At 44.0% G+C, this 19,406-nt stretch carries 17 protein-coding genes; 10 read left to right on the top strand and 7 right to left on the bottom strand.

Going from position 1 to position 19,406, the window contains the following annotated elements; translation table 11 throughout:
- Positions 1-110: 110 nt before the first annotated feature.
- Positions 111-1,034 (bottom strand): LysR family transcriptional regulator, encoded by a 924-nt coding sequence (locus ACVA58_RS04345; RefSeq protein ID WP_446509211.1) that lies wholly within the window; start codon positions 1,032-1,034, stop codon positions 111-113.
- Between the two features lie 215 nt (positions 1,035-1,249).
- Between ACVA58_RS04345 and ACVA58_RS04340 the strand changes: the two genes are divergently transcribed.
- Both ACVA58_RS04340 and tdh read left to right on the top strand, forming a co-directional pair.
- Entirely contained in the window at positions 1,250-2,443 is a 1,194-nt protein-coding gene (locus ACVA58_RS04340; RefSeq protein ID WP_446509210.1) for a glycine C-acetyltransferase, read from the top strand.
- Between the two features lie 80 nt (positions 2,444-2,523).
- Positions 2,524-3,555, top strand: a complete 1,032-nt coding sequence (tdh, locus tag ACVA58_RS04335) for an L-threonine 3-dehydrogenase (protein ID WP_107348794.1) — start codon at positions 2,524-2,526, stop codon at positions 3,553-3,555.
- Between the two features lie 134 nt (positions 3,556-3,689).
- On the opposite strand, the gene ACVA58_RS04330 is transcribed toward tdh, so the two are convergent.
- The 3 genes from ACVA58_RS04330 to dcuC form a co-directional block, all read right to left on the bottom strand.
- On the bottom strand, positions 3,690-4,115 hold the full coding sequence (locus ACVA58_RS04330) for a universal stress protein (protein ID WP_446509209.1): 426 nt from the start codon (positions 4,113-4,115) through the stop codon (positions 3,690-3,692).
- 371 nt (positions 4,116-4,486) lie between these two features.
- Positions 4,487-5,470 carry a phospholipase A gene (locus ACVA58_RS04325; RefSeq protein ID WP_446509208.1) on the bottom strand — a complete coding sequence of 328 codons (984 nt, stop codon included), beginning with the start codon at positions 5,468-5,470 and terminating at the stop codon, positions 4,487-4,489.
- Between the two features lie 161 nt (positions 5,471-5,631).
- On the bottom strand, positions 5,632-6,996 hold the full coding sequence (dcuC, locus tag ACVA58_RS04320) for a C4-dicarboxylate transporter DcuC (RefSeq protein WP_446509207.1): 1,365 nt from the start codon (positions 6,994-6,996) through the stop codon (positions 5,632-5,634).
- 741 nt (positions 6,997-7,737) lie between these two features.
- Between dcuC and ACVA58_RS04315 the strand changes: the two genes are divergently transcribed.
- Both ACVA58_RS04315 and ACVA58_RS04310 read left to right on the top strand, forming a co-directional pair.
- Positions 7,738-9,333: an ABC-F family ATPase gene (locus tag ACVA58_RS04315; protein ID WP_446509439.1), complete on the top strand. Its 1,596-nt coding sequence runs from the start codon at positions 7,738-7,740 to the stop codon at positions 9,331-9,333.
- A 113-nt stretch (positions 9,334-9,446) separates the two neighbouring features.
- Positions 9,447-9,899: a YaiI/YqxD family protein gene (locus ACVA58_RS04310; protein ID WP_107348796.1), complete on the top strand. Its 453-nt coding sequence runs from the start codon at positions 9,447-9,449 to the stop codon at positions 9,897-9,899.
- Between the two features lie 118 nt (positions 9,900-10,017).
- Here the strand turns inward: ACVA58_RS04310 and ACVA58_RS04305 are convergent, their stop codons facing one another.
- From ACVA58_RS04305 to ACVA58_RS04295, 3 genes are all read right to left on the bottom strand, one after another.
- Positions 10,018-11,115: a ParB/Srx family N-terminal domain-containing protein gene (locus ACVA58_RS04305; protein ID WP_446509206.1), complete on the bottom strand. Its 1,098-nt coding sequence runs from the start codon at positions 11,113-11,115 to the stop codon at positions 10,018-10,020.
- A gap of 133 nt (positions 11,116-11,248) precedes the next feature.
- A complete protein-coding gene (locus ACVA58_RS04300) occupies positions 11,249-11,929 on the bottom strand; it encodes a DUF3334 family protein (protein ID WP_446509205.1) in 681 nt (226 codons plus the stop codon).
- Between the two features lie 141 nt (positions 11,930-12,070).
- On the bottom strand, positions 12,071-12,430 hold the full coding sequence (locus ACVA58_RS04295) for a glutathione S-transferase N-terminal domain-containing protein (protein ID WP_446509204.1): 360 nt from the start codon (positions 12,428-12,430) through the stop codon (positions 12,071-12,073).
- Between the two features lie 227 nt (positions 12,431-12,657).
- Here ACVA58_RS04295 and ACVA58_RS04290 point away from each other — a divergent pair, with 227 nt between their 5' ends.
- From ACVA58_RS04290 to nagK, 6 genes are all read left to right on the top strand, one after another.
- Positions 12,658-13,686 carry a response regulator gene (locus ACVA58_RS04290; RefSeq protein WP_446509438.1) on the top strand — a complete coding sequence of 343 codons (1,029 nt, stop codon included), beginning with the start codon at positions 12,658-12,660 and terminating at the stop codon, positions 13,684-13,686.
- On the top strand, positions 13,683-14,675 hold the full coding sequence (locus ACVA58_RS04285; protein ID WP_446509203.1) for a sensor domain-containing diguanylate cyclase: 993 nt from the start codon (positions 13,683-13,685) through the stop codon (positions 14,673-14,675). The genes ACVA58_RS04290 and ACVA58_RS04285 overlap by 4 nt, the downstream gene beginning before the upstream one ends.
- 161 nt (positions 14,676-14,836) lie before the next feature.
- Entirely contained in the window at positions 14,837-15,175 is a 339-nt protein-coding gene (locus ACVA58_RS04280; protein ID WP_446509202.1) for a DUF3802 family protein, read from the top strand.
- 285 nt (positions 15,176-15,460) lie between these two features.
- The gene (locus tag ACVA58_RS04275) at positions 15,461-17,500 is read left to right on the top strand and encodes a methyl-accepting chemotaxis protein (RefSeq protein ID WP_446509201.1); all 2,040 of its coding nucleotides are present in this window, start codon (positions 15,461-15,463) and stop codon (positions 17,498-17,500) included.
- Positions 17,501-17,576: 76 nt separating this feature from the next.
- Positions 17,577-18,299 carry a tRNA-uridine aminocarboxypropyltransferase gene (locus ACVA58_RS04270; protein WP_446509200.1) on the top strand — a complete coding sequence of 241 codons (723 nt, stop codon included), beginning with the start codon at positions 17,577-17,579 and terminating at the stop codon, positions 18,297-18,299.
- Between the two features lie 187 nt (positions 18,300-18,486).
- Positions 18,487-19,395 (top strand): N-acetylglucosamine kinase, encoded by a 909-nt coding sequence (nagK, locus tag ACVA58_RS04265; protein WP_446509199.1) that lies wholly within the window; start codon positions 18,487-18,489, stop codon positions 19,393-19,395.
- The last annotated feature ends 11 nt before the right edge of the window (positions 19,396-19,406 follow it).

Here is a 19,406-nt window from a genome sequence, read left to right as displayed (position 1 = left end):
CTCATTGTTGTGCTTATTAGTATATACCTAAGTGACTTAAACGTGCTTGGTTCAGCAAGATGACTTGTATTGTCGACAGGCGGAGGGGGAAAGTAGGGGGTCACCCTACTTTAAGAAACCGTGTATTTCGTCATGTGCTCAGCGACATAGTCGATAAAGACCCGAAGGCGAGCGGGCATGAATTTGGTTTGAGAAAATTGCAGAGCAATGTCGCCTTGGTAGTTGCCCTTGATAGTCCAGTCTGCCAATACTTGCTTTACTTCGCCCTCGGCCAGTGCTTTTTTAATGACAAAATCAGGGAAGATACCGATACCCAAGCCATCCATTACACCACGCAGGCGCATCTGTGAGTGATTGACAGCATAACGGCCCGAGACTGGAATCGTGTGTATCTCTCCATCTTGGACAAAATCCCAAATATGATCAGTCGGTGTTTCACCAAGGTACAGGCAATCGTGCTGTAACAGATCGGTTGGATGGGTAGGGATGCCTCTTTGGTCTAGGTACTCGGGGCTGGCACATAGGCTCAAGCTCACTTTACCCATGTGTTTTAAGACTAACCCTTCGGTTGGTTTTTCCGTCAGGCGGAAAACCACGTCAATTCCTTCAGATATCAGGTCGATATCGCCATCGCGTGCTTTGAGTTTCAACTCGATTTCAGGGTATTGAGTGAGAAACGGCAAAACCATAGGTTGTAGCACAATACTCAAAAAAGCTTTGGGTGCCGCCACTGTGAGCGATCCTGATGGCGTTTCATGCTCAGAGATCGTGAACTCGACAGCTTGCTTGGTCGCTTCCAGTAAGGTGCCGCATTGGTTGTAGATACCTTTACCCGACTCAGTAATGACCAGTTTGCGGGTGGTACGCTCAAGCAACTTGGCTGATAGTGTTTGCTCCAGCCGAGATAGCTGTTTGCTCAGGGCCGAAGGGGTCACTCCCAGCTTTCTTGCTGCTGCAGTGAAACTGCCTTCATCAACGACAATTTTAAATACTGCCAGTTCAGGCATTAAGGCAATAAGTTTATTTGTGTCCATAATTCACGAGACCTTTTCCACGAGAGGGGATAATAGTCTGATCGCTCTTTGATTAGAATGGCTAAAGTTCAAAGATCCTGTGAATTTGCAATAATTGCAGGTAAATCACCTAATCTATAAATGGAAATATTGCTCAAATAGACGGTTTCACCGTGTGTTTGCGCCGGATGTCAATTGGTGACAGCCGGTTGAACGATATTATTGTGAGGAACATCATGTCTGCCGCATTTTATGATCAAATCAATCAGCAAATCGAAGAAGTAAAAGCTGAAGGTCTGTACAAGTCTGAGCGCATTATCACGTCTCAGCAGAAAGCTGCTGTTTCTATCAGTACTGGCGAAGAAGTATTGAACTTCTGTGCGAATAACTATCTTGGTCTTGCTAACCATCCTGATCTTATTGAAGCGGGTAAAGCCGGTATGGATCAGCATGGTTTTGGCATGGCCTCTGTACGTTTTATCTGTGGTACTCAGGACATTCACAAAGAGCTTGAGCAGAAACTATCAACATTTTTGGGTAAAGAAGACACGATTCTTTACACTTCTTGTTTCGATGCCAACGCGGGTTTGTTTGAAACTATTCTTGGCAAAGAAGACGCAATCATTTCTGACTCATTAAACCATGCGTCAATCATTGATGGTGTTCGTCTATGTAAAGCGATGCGCTTCCGTTACTCGAACAACAACATGGAAGAGCTTGAGCAGCAATTGATTGCGGCGAAAGAAGCGGGTGCACGTCATACGCTAATCGTGACTGACGGCGTGTTCTCAATGGACGGTGTAGTGGCTAACCTTCCAGCTATCTGTGACTTAGCCGATAAGTACGGCGCATTGACTATGGTTGATGACTCTCACGCTGTTGGCTTTATGGGTAAAAACGGTGCCGGTACGCACGAATTCCATAATGTTGTTGACCGTATCGACATCATCACGGGTACGCTAGGTAAAGCAATGGGTGGCGCTTCAGGCGGTTACACATCAGGTAAGAAAGAAGTGATCGACTGGCTACGTCAGCGTTCTCGTCCATACTTGTTCTCTAACTCTGTTGCACCTGCGATTGTTAATGCGTCTATCCGCGTTATCGACCTACTAAAAGAAAGTGGCGATCTGCGTGACCGCCTATGGTCAAATGCTGAACAATTCCGTACGCGTATGGAAGCTGCTGGCTTCACGATGGGTGGTGCTGATCACGCGATCATCCCAATTATGCTGGGTGATGCAAAAGTTGCCGCTGAGTTTGCTGAGCGTGCACTTGAGAAGGGTATATACGTTGTCGGTTTCTCTTTCCCTGTTGTACCAAAGGGTCAGGCGCGTATCCGTACTCAGATGTCAGCAGCACACTCTCCAGAACAGCTAGACAAAGCGATCAATGCCTTCATCGAAGTAGGCAAGGACATGGGCATTATTTAATCCCATTATCCAGTAGTTCAAGGGCCAAGGGCTGGCATAGTATCAGCCCTTGCATATCTACCCTGCAGTAGGAACATATAATGAAAATCAAAGCACTTTCCAAACTTAAGCCAGAACAAGGCATTTGGATGACTGAAGTGGACAAGCCTGAGCTTGGCCATAATGATCTACTCATTCGCATCAAGAAAACCGCTATCTGTGGTACTGATGTTCACATCTACAACTGGGATGAGTGGTCGCAAAAGACAATTCCTGTTCCTATGGTTGTCGGTCACGAATATGTGGGTGAAGTCGTTGGCATTGGCCAGGAAGTGCGTGGCTTTGAGATTGGCGACCGTGTATCGGGCGAAGGTCATATCACATGTGGTCACTGCCGTAACTGTCGTGGCGGCCGTACTCACCTTTGCCGCAACACAACTGGCGTTGGTGTAAACCGTGAAGGTGCATTTGCTGAATACCTGGTGATCCCTGCGTTCAACGCATTTAAGATCCCTGAAGGCATTTCTGATGACCTAGCGTCTATCTTCGACCCGTTTGGAAACGCGGTTCATACTGCATTGTCTTTTGACCTAGTGGGTGAAGACGTTCTAATCACCGGTGCTGGTCCAATCGGCATCATGGCGGCAGCGGTTGCTAAGCACGTTGGTGCTCGTCACGTTGTTATCACTGACGTGAACGAATACCGTTTGGATCTTGCTCGTCAAATGGGTGTGACCCGTGCTGTTAACGTGGCTGAAGAGAAACTGGAAGATGTGATGGCTGAGCTAGGCATGACTGAAGGTTTCGATGTGGGTCTAGAAATGTCAGGTGTACCGTCTGCTTTCAACAGCATGCTAACAAGCATGAACCACGGTGGTAAGATTGCACTGCTGGGCATTCCGCCATCAGATATGGGCATCGATTGGACCCAGGTGATCTTCAAAGGTTTGATCATCAAAGGTATCTACGGTCGTGAAATGTTCGAAACATGGTACAAGATGGCAAGCTTGATCCAGTCTGGTCTTGACCTAACGCCAATCATCACTCACCACTACAAGATTGATGACTTCCAGGAAGGCTTTGACATTATGCGTTCAGGTATGTCAGGCAAGGTGATCTTGGATTGGGAATAATTCCTATCGGATAATGAAAAACGGGCTTATTAGCCCGTTTTTTTATATCTCGAATAGTTAGCAAATTGTTTACTACCAAGCTACTTCAATATGCAATCCTGCACCTTAGTGACTGGGTATATAGCTATTGCGCATTAAATTTTCAGTAGCAAAACGTCGCATGGCATATTGCGTATGAGTGCCCCTGCTTCTGAGAAGAACTGAGTAAGCGCATTGGTTCTATGATGACCCATAAGTAATAGGTCAATATTATGCTCCTTTATACTGTGCCGGATTTCGTTTTCTACTACGCCACAGCAAACGAGGTATTTGTGTACGGGCACGTTCATGTTTTGAATTTGTTCTCTCATTGACAAAACTGAAGCATGGTATTCTTTTTGTTCGTACTCGGTTAAATCGATATCCATGATACCAAGGTCGTAATCTTCAAAATCCATATTGACATGAATAATATTAAGTTTGGCATTAGGATACGCCGCTGCAACTTGCTCGGCTTTCTGCAATATAGCTTGAGTGTTATCACCAAGGTCCAGTGCTAGCATGATATTTTTATAATTCATAATGAACTCCACATTTTTATCAGAGACTTTAAAACCAAAGTGATAATGCGATTACTCCTAAAATAAAGTAGAAGCAAAATAACTTATTTATATATTGTTCAATACTTTGATCTTCCACCTATATACCTCACAAACAGAAAATCAGTAATAAAGTAATGGTGAGAAGGGGAGGAAGATAATGTTTAGAAGGTCTTGAACGTTCTACTAAACCTAATGCTAGGGCATCAGCTGCACTCAGTGTGAAGTCAATGTTGTCGCAGTACTCGTCTAATTCATGCATAACCACCTCCAAATCAATAAAGTCAGTTTACTGCTGGAGATGATTAAATAAAAATAAATTAAAGTTAACAGGGGTTCAGTAAGCGTTAACTCTAAATCCAATCATAAATCAACACACCAACGCTGATCCGGTTTGTATAGTGGTCATAGTCGATCAGGCTTTCGCCATAGCCATTGTAATACTGCAGATACAGTTTGACTGTATCATAAACCGGGAATGCCCAACTAAGCTCTACAGCGCCTTTGTTGTCACTAGTGCGAAAATTGTTGCGAAGCAAGATACTCATAAGGTGGCCGTCATTTTTGTAACTTAGACGGTAATTTCCGTATCCGAGGTACTTGTCGATATCAGGATTATCATCGTCATCTGCATCCTCAGGAAGTCGGTACCAAGGTTGCAAAGAAAGAAGAAAATTGCCTTTGGTAAGCTCGAAGTTGGCGTAAATGCGATTCCAACTGCGTGATAACGGCTCTGAGCGGCCATTTGATTGGTGGATCAATCCAAGATCAGTTGCAATAAGCTTGAAGCCAAACAGTTCGTAATTAGAATAGTAGCTAAGGAACACCTCTGGGCTATAGTTGGTTTCTCTAAAAGGTGCCGACTCGCCAGAGTTATAGAGTTGCCACCAAGCAGTTTGGGTATAGCCGAACCATACATCCCAGTTATCTTTGTATAGGTTGTTCCATAACTTAATTTTGCCACTTATCTGAAACTTTACTTCAAGGTTGTCCATTTCAGACCCAGGCCTAAGTTGCTGCCATACTTCCTCATTGGGCTTATCGTTGTAAGAGGCTGGCAAAATATAACTGGGTTCATGCGGGGTTAACCTAAACAGTTTTCTTTGATTGAAGTAGTGACTGATGTCGCTTATCGACATCGCATCTAAATTAAAACTTTCATTATCAGCATTCGTTGTTGATGGAAAACTATCGCTACTATTAGAAAGTTCATCGTAGCAGGTTAAACGGGCTGTATTATCCCTAATTTCGCTACAACTTGTATGAGTATCATTTGAGGCGTGGCCAAACGAAGGTAGGCAAGCCACGAGGGCTAGTACGGGGGGGAACTTAAACATTGCTCATCCTTTAGCAAACTTATTAATAAAACTTAGTTTGAAAAAGAGACCATTACAAAGCGATTTTGTTATAAACGTGAAACATAAATAAACGGGCTGTAAAGCCCGTTTTTATGTTTCACATTACGTTAGTTATTATGAACTATTAGTCGAGCCCGGTATTAACCCAGCATTGCACTCATAGCAACAAGAGCAACCAAGCCGCCCATCATTGGAATAGCGGTACGCTTAACCAGTTCAATTGGTGAGATACCCGCAACACCTGCACACGCAATAACAACACCAGCCACTGGCGAGAATGAGCGGAAGATACCTGAAGACAATTGCATCGGAAGGGCAAATGCCGCTGTCGAGACATTCAAGGTAGATGCAATCTGCGGAGCCAGATCAGCGAAGCTGAAGAAAGGAGCATTACCTGACCCTGATAGAAGTGCTGTCGCACCAATAATAGTAACCATCACGATGATCATCGGTAGATAACCAAGGCCCGCGGTAGAGGTTGCACCCAGTAGCATACTGATAAAGCCAATGGTGCTCAAACCAACAACAAAGGTCTGTGCGGCAATAATCAGCGAGACAACACTCGCAAAAGCTTTGCCCATACCGTCTAGGAACACTTTCAGTGAAGCTGCTACTTTCTTGCCGTCGCGGTTAACAATGAAGTCACACACCATGGCAATGAACAAGCTGGTAAACATCGCTGTGACAACATCAACTTTGATCCATGAGATGGCAAAGCTGCTGAATGTCAAAAGCATTAGCAGAGGAAGAATAGGCAAGATAGCAAACCATTTAGGTGCGGCAACGGTATCTTGATCAACCTCTTTCAATTCATTGGTAATGCCTTTCTCGGCATCTTTTTTGTCAAACCAACGCTGGCAGAAGAAGTGCAGTACAGCAATAACACCCATGACAACCGGGGCAACGATCATCTGGTGGTTAACAAAGTAGGTTGCTGCATCAATGCCGATAACTTCAGCTGCTTTTAGCGAGTTACCTGATGCAGGGCCTAGATCAAGACACGCAGTTGTTGCCAATACAGCGGCAGTAGAAGCCGGAGTACAACCAATACGAACTAGAACTGGGTACATAGCAACAAGCAGAAGCATTGCCAAGCCGACAGCTGATGGAATGAAGATATTGATGATCTGGCCAAGTACGTATGTCAGGGCAAGAACGACATATGGGCTTTTTATCAGCGAGAGTGGCTTAGTTGATACTTGAACCATGGCATTGGCGGCACCAATATGGTTCATGTAGCTAGAAAAGCCAGCTACACTCATGATAACCAAACCGAGGTTGGCTAGGGTTGAAGACGAAAGTGCTTTAATAACAAGGAAAAAGTCAAAAACAACCGTACCGGAAGAATTTGTTCCCGATGGTAAGAAGTCGGTATTACCAGAAGCAACGCCAATTAAAATCATTACTAGACCGGCGGCAAATAGTGCTGCTTGGGTGTTATATTTCTTAACAATCAAAAAACCCGCGCCAAATATGATGGGTAGCGATAGCAATGGGATGAACATATTTATTCTCACATAATATTTATAGGTACAGAATGTTGATGGCTAATTATGGAATGTGTATATAAAGCTTAATAAAGTAAAAGCATCAACAACCTTAGATCAATTTAACATCCCTGTATCAAGTGTTACTCCTGCAACATGTCGATCCATAAATTCCTAACGGACACCTAACATCTGGCTTAACTGCAAAACTATGATGTGAAAGCGTCAACGTATTGGAAATAGACAAGCCTAAATCAATAACTTTAATTATTAGTAACGAATGCCTGGTGCAATCTTACTGAAAATAGGCATTGAAAGGATGTCCATTTCATGTTTGTTGAGACCTAGGTCATATTGAGGTCTGTAACAAAGTATTTCCAGAAATAAATAAATAAATAAGCGTGAATAGAATTAAGTGACTTTAGATAATATAAAAGTGAAATAATAATAAATTACATGAATTGTTTTATTTATATGTTGGTGTTGTTATTGGTGCTGGAAGGTGTACACAATTAAATCACAAGTTACCGTTTTTGTATTACCAGTCTAGTTTATATTCCACTTGTTTATATGCAAGTGAAATAGTGTATTTTTATGCCAGCTGAGCTGGGTGACGGGGTAACGTGTGGGTGTTAGGAAGAATGAAATCTACTCGTGATGAAGCTCACAAAACCTGTTATACTTCGGGCACATGGTGAGGAAGTCGTCTTTATGGCGACTTTTTTATTGCTTGATATACATCATTATTGGAACAGTACATTGATTTCTACAGCTAATATCACGATGCAGTTTGGCGACAAGCCACTGTTTGAGAATATCTCAGTTAAATTCGGTGGCGGTAACCGCTATGGCCTTATCGGAGCGAACGGCTGTGGTAAGTCAACGTTCATGAAAATTCTTGGCGGCGAATTAGAGCAGTCAGGTGGTACTGTTTCACTCGATCCAAACGAGCGTATGGCTAAGTTAGGCCAGGATCAGTTTGCTTTCGAAGAATACTCTGTGGTTGATACCGTTATTATGGGTCATAAAGAGCTTTGGAAAGTAAAAGAAGAGCGTGACCGTATTTACGCATTGCCAGAAATGTCTGACGAAGACGGCATGCGTGTTGGTGACCTTGAGACTGAGTTCGCGGAAATGGACGGTTACTCAGCCGAAGCGCGTGCTGGCGAGCTTCTACTTGGTCTTGGTATTCCTGAAGAGCAACATTTCGGCCTAATGAGTGCAGTTGCACCTGGCTTGAAAGTTCGTGTTCTTCTGGCTCAGGTATTGTTTGCAGATCCTGAAATCATGCTTCTTGATGAACCAACGAACAACTTGGACATTCATACAATTAGCTGGTTGGAAGAGATTCTGTTGGCGCGTAACTGCACTATGATCATCATCTCGCACGACCGTCACTTCCTAAACAGTGTTTGTACCCACATGGCTGACTTAGATTACGGTGAACTTCGCCTGTTCTCTGGTAACTATGATGAGTACATGATCGCAGCTGAACAAGCTCGTGAACGTCTACACGCTGATAATGCGAAGAAGAAAGCACAGATGGCCGAACTACAAACGTTCGTAAGCCGTTTCTCTGCTAACGCATCTAAAGCAAAACAAGCTACGTCGCGTCAAAAGCAGCTAGATAAAATTCAATTAGACGAAGTGAAAGCATCTAGTCGCCAATCACCGTTTATCCGATTCGATCAGGAAAAAGAGCTTTTCCGTAACGCATTGGAAGTAGAAGGCTTGAAGCAAGGCTACGAGGATAACATCCTCATCAACGGCGTTAAGATGCTGGTTGAAGTAGGCGAGCGTATTGCAATCATCGGTGAAAATGGTATTGGTAAATCGACGCTGCTGAACACCCTTGCAGGTGCGATGGAGCCGATGGATGGTATGGTTAAGTGGTCAGAAAACAATAACATTGGTTTCTACGCTCAGGACCATAGCGCTGACTTTGCAGAAGATATCACGCTGCTTGAGTGGATGGGCCAGTGGAAAAAAGAAGGTGATGACGAGCAAACCGTTCGTGGCATTCTTGGTCGTATGTTGTTCTCACAAAATGACATCAAGAAGTCTGTAAAAGTGATTTCTGGTGGTGAGCAGGGTCGTATGCTATTTGGTAAGCTGATCATGCAAAAACCAAACATTCTTCTGATGGATGAACCAACCAACCACATGGACATGGAATCTATCGAAGCACTGAACCTGGCACTTGAAAACTTCAAGGGCACACTATTGTTCGTTTCTCACGACCGTCAGTTTGTTTCTTCGATTGCAACGCGTATCCTTGAAATTACCAAAGATGGTGTAGAAGACTTCCACGGTACCTATGAAGAGTACCTAGCGAAGAAAGGTCTTGTTGGCTAATCCCCGATTAGTTGAAGCTTGATTTTAAAAGCCGCCTTTTTATGGCGGCTTTTTGTTATATATAGCGATGAGACGCTTAGTACGTTTCATCCTAGTAGGAAGAAGGAAAAAGTATGAAGATTTGGGTCGATGCCGACGCTTGTCCGAATGTTGTTAAGGAAATTTTGTTCCGTGCTGCCAATCGGGTAGGGGTTGCTGTGACATTAGTCGCTAACCAGTATATCCGTGTTCCACCTTCACCGCATATCAAATCGATTCAGGTTGAATCTGGATTTGATGTTGCTGATAACTATATTGTGCAGCAGTCAGAGCCAGGCGATCTTGTAATTACCGCAGATATCCCACTGGCCGATGAAGTGATCACCAAAGGTGCTCATGCGTTAAATCCACGCGGTGAGATGTACACTAAAGACACCATCAAGCAACGTCTTCAGATGCGTGACTTTATGGAAACCATGCGAAGCTCTGGTGTGCAAACCGGCGGTCCTGCGCCACTGAATCAGACGGATAGGCAGAATTTCGGTAATAAGCTTGATGCATTTTTAGCGAAGAACCATCGTAAATAGGATCCTGTAAATAGCTCCAGCTGTTTATTGCTTAGTGGCTGGTATTTAATATCAAGGTTGGTATTAAGTGCTTGAAATGGTGAGGTTACTCCTTAGCCTCACTGTTATTGTCTGATGCTTACTCTTCCTTTTTATCACTTTTATCCTCTATCGCTGTTTTTTCAGCGTTAGCTTTCTCTTCGTTTTCCTTTTGTTCTTGCTCTTCTTTTTCTTTCTGGGCTTCTTGCTCATCTAGAATGGCTTTAGGCGTCGATTTTTCTTTCTTCGCTATGCGGTACGCCATGGCGAGCCCAAAAGAGGATTTCTCATCTGTCACCAGTTCTTCTAGCGCTTTGCTATCTACTTGATCGAATTGTCCCATTTCACTGGCTGTGAGTTTGGATTTTCCGATCACTTCATCGTCAGGTAGATCAACCATGATGGTGGCAGCTTCCGTAAGGGCAGTGGCATATTCTTCGGGATCATTGAGATCATAATCGGAAATTTTCATATGTTGGCGGACTTCAAGCGCCCAATTTAATGCTAGGAATGGAACGGCGGCTGTTTTATTGTCCTTACCATTGGGTTTTGGTGACGTGTAGCTAATTCCATTGAGAAAATGAACTAATGAAAGGTACTTGTCGTGCTTAAGCTGTTTCATCCCGATGTATTCGGGGAGGTCTTTTGTTTTTATTTTTTCCCCTTTCTCGTTGACTAGCCACACTTCGTTATCATTATTCATTTCTGCCCAGAAGTCATCGCCAGAACCCAATAGGTTATGATTTACTTTGACCGTAATAGGAACGCTAGTGCCGCCATTTGGCATCCCCCAGAATGTTGACAGTATGGTTAACCCTTCAGTCAGGTAGAGAATACCCTCCTCAGGGCCGACGACAACGGCGCTTAACGCATCCTTGTTCTGCGCCATCTTACCGGAACATTGATAAGTCTCTGGGTCTGTCGGCATGGAATTTTCATCCCACTTTTTTACCGCTTTAGCACCATTTAACCGACAAAGATCGTTGTACATGTTTTTTAAATCAGCTTTGTAGCGCTGAAGGTTGGCATAGATTTGGTCATAGTTTAGAACGGCTTGGGTTGGCAGCAATTGATCAAGAGTGACAGTAATGGTGTCACCGTTTTCAAGCTCGCTGTAATTGACCTTTTCGGCATGCGTCGGAAAAGGGGTACAAATAATTGCACTAAGAATAAGAGAGCAAAAACGCTGACGATACATATACACTGCCTCTAACCATTTTTTACAACAGTTTAGCAAAGCTGAGCCGATCAATTTGTTTCATCAGTGAGTGGAGGGGGGACAGCAGACAAAATTGACTGCTGTACCTAATGTGGAAAGTGCAGAAAAGCGTTTAAATACCTAGTTCGTCGAGTAGGTCCTGATCTACGTTTGCAGCTGTTGCCGTTGATTTGGCAGGCGAACGAGAGCCACTTTGCGCTGCCTCGATGATACGGTCGGGGTCGCACTCCTCATGCTGGTCAAACTCTTCCAACTGAATGAACTCTGTTTTATCCATAGCCAGCTCTAAGTAGAAGATATTATTTTTCTCGGTCGTGAAACTGACTCGTCGGGCCTGCGGACGATCAAGGTTGGTATCAACTGATAACAGTATCTGCTTGTTCAAAGCTAACATTTTAGGTTGGTTCTGAGTAATCGATACTTGTAACTCACGGCGGATTTTTCCGGTGAAATCACCAACAACCTGATTCATTAACTCACCCAGTACATCAGCGACTTCGTCGGATGAGTGATGGATGGCGAGCTCATCAGCCGACATGCCCATTTTCAGCATATAGTCTTGATAGAGCTCCAAAGCTGCCTGATGTGAAAAGTTGGTTACAACAAGCCCGGTAAAGCCACCATCAAACAGAACAAAACACCCGATATCAGGTTTAAGGCTTGTTTTATTGATCTTTTGCACCATTGCCGAGTAGCTGACTGGGCTATCTGTTGCAGATGACAGCACGGAGGCAAAGGATTGGCAAAGTTTTAGCAGGATATCGTCGGTAGTGATGACTTTGGTCTTTTTCATTGAGCTTTAGTGTTCTTAGGGAAAGAACGGAAGTGTGGCATTAAAAGCGGAGAATTGCACAGGAAATGGCTTAGGGGGTTGACGTAGTTCACTTTTTTACCCATAAGCCATACATTATTCATTGTTGAGCAATGTGATGAGTTATGCGAACCGCTGCTCTAGGTATTGGATGATATCGTTTGACTCATACATCCAGGTTACTTCGCCTGACTCGCTTTCAATGCGTAGGCAAGGTACTTTGCGCTTACCGCCGCCATTGAGTAGCGTTTGTTCATGACCAGGCTGCTTGGCATCCACTGTTTCTAGCGGAAGGTTCATTTTTTTTGCTGCACGGCGTACTTTGACACAAAATGGACAGGATTCGAATTGGTAAAGTGCCATAGATTTGAGCTCTTTGTTTATTCGTTGTTGTTCTTCTTGAGCACGCTGTTGTGGCTTTGGAGAGAAAACTGCGTTAAGTAATAGAATAATCTTGCCAAGGATCAGGCGAATAATTTTCATTGTGATAATGTCCTTTTGATATATTGTTTTTGTATCATACCTGTTAAACAAAATGCAAAAAACCACACTAATAGAATGGCTAATATACATTGCATCATGTTATTGCTAACTTGTTGAATTTATATACGTCCAGCAAGTTTCACAAAAAGCGATCCATGTCACTAAGTGGATAATTTAATCAAGCCAATAAATATCAATTACAAATAAAGGCGTTATCATTATTGCTGGTGGTGAGCAATTTAGGTCATATCTTTGTGTCGCATAATAAAACAGTATTAATCTGTGATGATTCACGGCTCGTGCACCGAGCCATGCAGAAGTTTTTCCGGGAATTCAGCGACGTTACTTTGTATTTTGCTGATAACGGTAAACTCGCATTGGATTGCCTGGCTAATAACGATATCGATGTGATGTTTCTTGATTTGACGATGCCGGTATTGGATGGTTTTGGTGTGTTACAGCAACTGCCCGTCAATAATTATCCGACAAAGACGATTGTGCTTTCTGCTGATGTACAACAACAGGCTATAGAGCGTTGTGTTGATGCGGGGGCGAATAACTTTCTTGCCAAACCATTTTCGAGACCACAACTATCCGCCATCTTAAAGAAACTAGGTATTATTTTTAATAATAGCGAACAGCCTATACCCCAAACATACGAACACGATTCGAATAACACCACCAATGAGAGTGATTATCTATACCAGTTTAAAGAAGTCGCCAATATTGCCTTAGGTAAAGGAGCGGCCATTATTTCAGATCACTGTGGGGAGTTCATCACTATGCCACTGCCCAATGTCGCAATGTTAGGGGGCGGGGAGCTGGAAATGATGATTAGCAACCAGATCCAGCGGCCTGACTCAACACCGATTGCTCAGCGGTTTGTCGGGGGTGGCATTCATGGGGAAGCATTGGTGTGCTTATATGGTCAAGATATCACTTTGTTTGGCAAACGACTGGGGTTCAGCACATTCAACGGCAAACACAGTGAAGTCATGACTGACATTGCCAACTTAATGGTATCTGCTTTTCTGGTGTCCTTGTCTGAGCAGATGAACATTCCTTTTTCTATTCGACAACCTATTTGTCTTGAAGAGTATATGGTCAGAGGGGTTAGTGACACAGCTAATAATGACCTATTTACCATTGAGTACAGTTACCAATCTGAAAATCTGGACATGGCCTGCGATGTATTGTTGATGATGGATAATGACTCGACGCGAGTTATCAGACGTTTTATGGAGACCTTATCGTGAAATATCTCGAGAGTTTATCTGATTTCCATCTTACTGCGCAGCTAATCGATAACATTGATGCGGGAGTCGTGATGCTCGATAGGGATTACCGAGTCATGACCTGGAATACTTTCATGCAGGCTTATAGTGGGATCAGTGCTGATCAAATTATGGGAAAAAGCCTTTTTGAGGAAATGCCGGATTTACCGCAGGAATGGTTACAAAATAAAATCCAGTCCACATTTAAGCTCGGGACACGATCTTTTACCAGTTGGGAAGATAGGTCTTATATTTTTAACTTCACTAACTTTAGTCCTGTGACGGGGGGGATGACAGCCATGTATCAAAACATGACGCTGACTCCGCTAAAGTCGCTAGATGGTGAATACCGACATATTTGTTTAACCATTACCGATGTCTCGGATATTGCGAAAAGTAAGACGCACCTAAGAGAAAGCAATGCACAGCTGACACATTTGAGTATCACTGACAAGTTGACCCAATTGCATAACCGTGGGCATTGGGAGTCATGTTTGGCCAATGAGTTTGACCATTGCCGCCATAGTCAGAGCGCGGCGAGTTTGGTGATGTTCGATATTGATCACTTTAAAAAGGTAAATGATACTTTTGGCCATATCGCCGGTGATGCAGTGATTAAGTCGATATCCAGTATATTGAAAAAAGCAAAACGTCAGTCTGATATGGCAGGTCGATACGGGGGCGAGGAGTTTGGAGTGATCCTTCCAGGTACAACGGCGGAATTAGCCCAGTATTTTACCGATCGGTTACGAAAACGAATAGAAGAGTCGTTAGTGAAGGTAGATGTTCGGGATATCCAAGTAACGATCAGCTTAGGTGTTTGTGAATGGGCTCCTTGGATGAGTTCGTATGAACAGTGGCTGGAATGTGCCGATAGTGCTCTGTATCAATCCAAGCGGCAAGGGCGAAACCGCTGTACACTCTACCAGCCAACAACGGAACAATGTGCTGCTATGCGTGGTACCTCATAGATACTTAAGGGGAAAATCATAATTTCACCTATATTATCAGGCTGTTTTGTCATAAGATATTCTACAAATTTTCCTTTAAGCTATTACCGATAACAGGTGTACGCTGCTTAAACGGTAATTGTAAATGTTAGTTAAGAATCAACGGAAGAGTAGATAGGATTATGGTTGTAGAATCTGAGGGTTATCACGCGCTTATTGAGTACTTTACAGAGCACCTTTCTCTGTTTGAAAACGCTGAGGCAGAAGGCTGTGAAGAGACGGTTGAAGACGTAGTAACAGATATGATCGCAACCAATTTGATGACCGTTTTTGCGCAAAATCCTGATCTCGAAGCTGACTTTCGCTTTAAGTTAATGCAAGAAGCCGATGCGGTAATGGAAGACTTAAGCGAGGTGCTTGCTGGTGCTTGGAACCGTTGCCCAACCAATGAGCAAGTACGTTTTCTCGAAGATTATGTTGGGCTTGTCAAAAACCTCTTTGACAGTGCGATAAGCCGATAAGCCAGCGAAGCAGCATTGCGCTGCTTTTTTGTTTAACTGCATCGATGTAAAAATATCCCTCCTGAGTGTTTAATGCTCTGATTAGTAAGAGCTGTCGTTAAATTCATTGATATTATTGATGAAACTGATGGCTGAAATCTAATTGTCATATTTATTGAGTAAGTTTGCCATCAAATGTCCGGCCCAATTTATATGAAATAACAACATGAAGTTATTTCGTTGTTGTTTTATGGCTGACATATAACCCCACGATACTGGCTGAACTTAATCAGGGATATGATCAGCATGAAAAACCAGCAGCGAGTTAAATCGCGTCTTTCCATCGTTGCCTCTATTCAAATTGTCTTTGTGTTATTGGTCACAACCGGTGGCTTTCTTTCCTATTTTGGGAATAACGGCCTAAAAAACGTCGCACAAGAATTTGAGGTTCTTAGCCTTCAAGCACTACCAGTAACAATGAATAGCAGTGTCATTGTTCGGTCTTCCTTGCAATCAGCCCAACGTCTGGGCGAGATGGTCAATAGTTTATCGGTTGAACAACTTGATACTGCCCATCAGTCGTTTGTTGACGAGCAGCAAACGATGACCACCGCCTTGAATGAATTGCAACGATTGGCCGATAGAAATCAGTTAGGTTGGTTGATGAATGATATTCGGATACTTGCCACTCAAGCTGAACAAGTTGGAGCAACAGCAGCAACTCTGTACCAATCTCAGCAAGACATCCTGGTTAATCAAAGCAAGATAGAGTCAGACAAGGCCATGATGAACTACGCAGTATCTTCCGTCAGGGCTGAGATGAGCCGTGTTGGTATGGCAATTTTCGCTGATAATCAGGATGGGGTTAATCACGTTACCAATTTCGTAAATCATTCATTGGAAATGGCCAGTCACTTAATGGCATTGATGCTGGAGCGAGATATATCGAAAGCCGAAGGGTTTGTTCACAGTCTAGTAAGTACAAATCTTTCGGGGATGAACTACGCATGGCGGGAAATGAACCGCATCGACGCGAGTTTCTCTGAGTACACCAGTATTCTCGTACCGTTTACAATGGTGAAAGAACTGTTTGAGGATTCTGGTATTGTCTCCCTGCAGCTGAGCACCTTGGCCCTGCAGGCGGAGCAAGCAGCCCAAGTACAAGATGCCCAGCAACAAATTGCGTCAATGGCTAACCAAGTTAATACGCTGACCGATGGTGCCAATAGATTAGTTGAACAAGGTGAAGCCGGAGTTATTCAAGCTAGCGAAAATGCGATGGCATTATTCATTACCTTCAGTATCGCGGGCTTGGTGGTTGCTGTCCTTTCCAGTGTTTGGATTAGCCAATCGGTAAAGCGTTCACTGCAAAAAATTGACCGAGTGGTTAAGGCAACGAGTAAAGGTGACCTAACCGTTAAGGCAACGCAGGACGCACCTAAAGAGTTTGCTGTGTTAGGTGGCTTGCTTAACCAATCTAACTTTAACAACAGCCAAACACTCGGTCAGTTGGTCGATAACAGCCATCAGCTAAGTACGGCCTCGGAAACCAGTCAGAAAGCGGCCTCACAGTCCCGTATTGCGATTAAAGAACAAAGCGATGAGCTGACGGCTATCGCTACCGCTATCACTCAGCTTGAAGTATCAATCAAAGAGATTGTTGCTAGTACTTATGAATCTGAGCAAGAAGCCAAGCAAGCGAACGATATGGCCCAGCAAGGGGTTGATATTATCGATGAAAGTACGTCTCGTCTGCGTATGCTGGACGAGCGGTTTGCTGTTAACGAAACACGCATGAAAGAGTTAGATAGTCACGTCGATAAAATTACCGAAGTCGTGGCGTTGATCAGTGCGATTGCAGACAATACCAATTTACTGGCGCTGAATGCCGCGATAGAAGCAGCCCGTGCGGGTGAGCAGGGCAGGGGGTTTGCTGTCGTTGCCGATGAAGTACGTAAACTAGCCAGTGAAACTAATATGCAAACAGCTTCAATTCGAACCACCATTAGCGAGCTTCACCAAGCGGCAAAAGATGTGAATGATGCAATGGTGGTTAGCCGAGAAGAGATGACATCATCGATTGATTTAAGCAGTGAGGTTCAGGCTTCAATCCATCAAATCAAATCCATTGTTGTGAGTATCAGTGACAAGGTGATCGCGATTGCAGCCGCAACCCAGCAGCAGGAAAATGCATCTGTGGAAGTGGGGCACAGTGTCGAGCAGGTGTCGTTGAAAGCCCAAACCAATAGTCGAGAACTTAAGACGCTGGTTGAGCAGGCTGGTAGGGTATCGGATGTCGCCCACAAGCAGCAGGACTTGTTGTCTAGGTACCGACTACAGTCCTGAAAGTGAATTTTGATCTAGCTTGGGTATACAAACGCCAGTAGAATGCTGGCGTTTTTTGTTTTTAGGTAAAGCTGTTATGCGTATCCATGCTGTCCATAAGTTATATGATGAGCGCCTTGCTCGCTCTACTCGTCCGTTCCTTGCTCGCGGTGGTAAAGTAGAGCGCTGCTTATTCTGTATGTTACGCAAACATTTGTGTATTTGTTCCAGCAAGCCGGAAATTTCATCCAACGCTGCCTTTTTGTTGGTGATGTATGACGACGAGGTTCTCAAACCTAGTAATACAGGCCGTTTAATAGCTGATTTGTTTGAAGACACCCATGCCTACATTTGGTCACGGACAGAGCCAAATCCTGAGATGCTTGCCTTAGTGGAAGATCCGCAGTGGCAGCCATACGTCGTTTTTCCCGCTGAATATGCGGCTCCTGAGCGTGTTGCTGAGCGAGTTGAGATTGAATCGGGTAAGCGACCGTTGTTTATTATGCTTGATGGTAGTTGGGCTGAAGCCAAGAAGATGTTCCGCAAGAGCCCATACTTGAATCGGTTCCCAGTACTTTCTATAAATCCGGAAAAGCCCTCTCGCTATAAGGTACGTGAAGCCTCTAAGGAAAATCAGTTAGGGACCGCTGAAGTCGCTGCTCGTATTGTTGATCTCTATGGGGAGCAAAAAAATGCCGATGTATTGGATTTGTGGTTCGATGTATTCCGCGAAAGCTACATGACCGGTAAGTTGAACCGGGTATTACCAGACGACAATGCAATCAGCCAGTTACATGAGTACATGGGAAACTATGCTTAACTGCACGTCGAATGTAAAAGAGTATTGCACTGTCTTATAATTATGCAGTTTATTGATGTTTCTTTCAGCAAACGCGATAGGTAGCACCATACTAACCTGTTAAATCTGCACCTCGTCACAGTCTGTAGGTGTAGATGTGTGGATAATTTTTTCAGTTTTGTTTTTTTACTATTTTTTGGAGTGCAGGATGTACTACGGCTTTGATGTGGGTGGAACCAAAATTGAGTTTGGCGCGTTTAATGAAAAACTTGAACGCGTAGCCACTGAACGTGTACCAACCCCAACTGGCGACTATGAGCTGTTAGTTGAGACTATCGCAAGTCTGGTCAATAAATATGATGCAGAGTATGGTTGCGAGGGAACTATCGGTTTAGGTCTACCGGGCATGGAAGATGCCGATGACGGTACTGTTCTCACGGTTAACGTACCTGCGGCAAAAGGCAAGCCGCTGCGTAAAGATCTTGAAGCGAAAATTGGTCGCTCGGTCAAAATTGAAAATGATGCAAACTGCTTTGCACTGTCTGAAGCGTGGGATGAAGATCTACAAGATGAGCCATCAGTATTAGGCTTGATTTTGGGTACCGGTTTTGGTGGCGGCTTTATTTACGAAGGTAAGGTGTTCTCTGGTCGTAACCACGTTGCTGGTGAAGTGGGTCATACCCGTCTACCACTCGATGCATGGTTCCATTTAGGTGACAATGCACCGTTGCTTGGTTGTGGTTGTGACAAGAAAGGCTGTTTGGATAGTTATTTGTCTGGCCGTGGTTTCGAGCTGCTTTATGCGCATTACTACGGTGAAGAGAAAAAAGCGATTGAGATCATCAAAGCGCATGCAGAAGGTGAAGCCAAGGCTGTTGAGCACGTAGAGCGTTTTATGGAGCTACTTGCGATCTGTTTTGCAAACCTATTTACTGCAACCGACCCACATGTCGTGGCACTTGGTGGTGGTCTTTCAAACTTCGAGTTGATTTACGAAGAGATGCCAAAGCGTATTCCAAAGTATCTGCTGTCTGTGGCGAAGTGCCCTAAGATCATCAAAGCAAAACACGGTGATTCCGGCGGTGTACGCGGTGCTGCATTCCTGAATATTAAGTAAGACATATACCC

The sequence above is a fragment of the Photobacterium sp. DNB22_13_2 genome (assembly GCF_052873915.1).
Note: the sequence above shows the minus strand (reverse complement) of the source record. Positions and strands in the feature narration are given on the sequence as shown.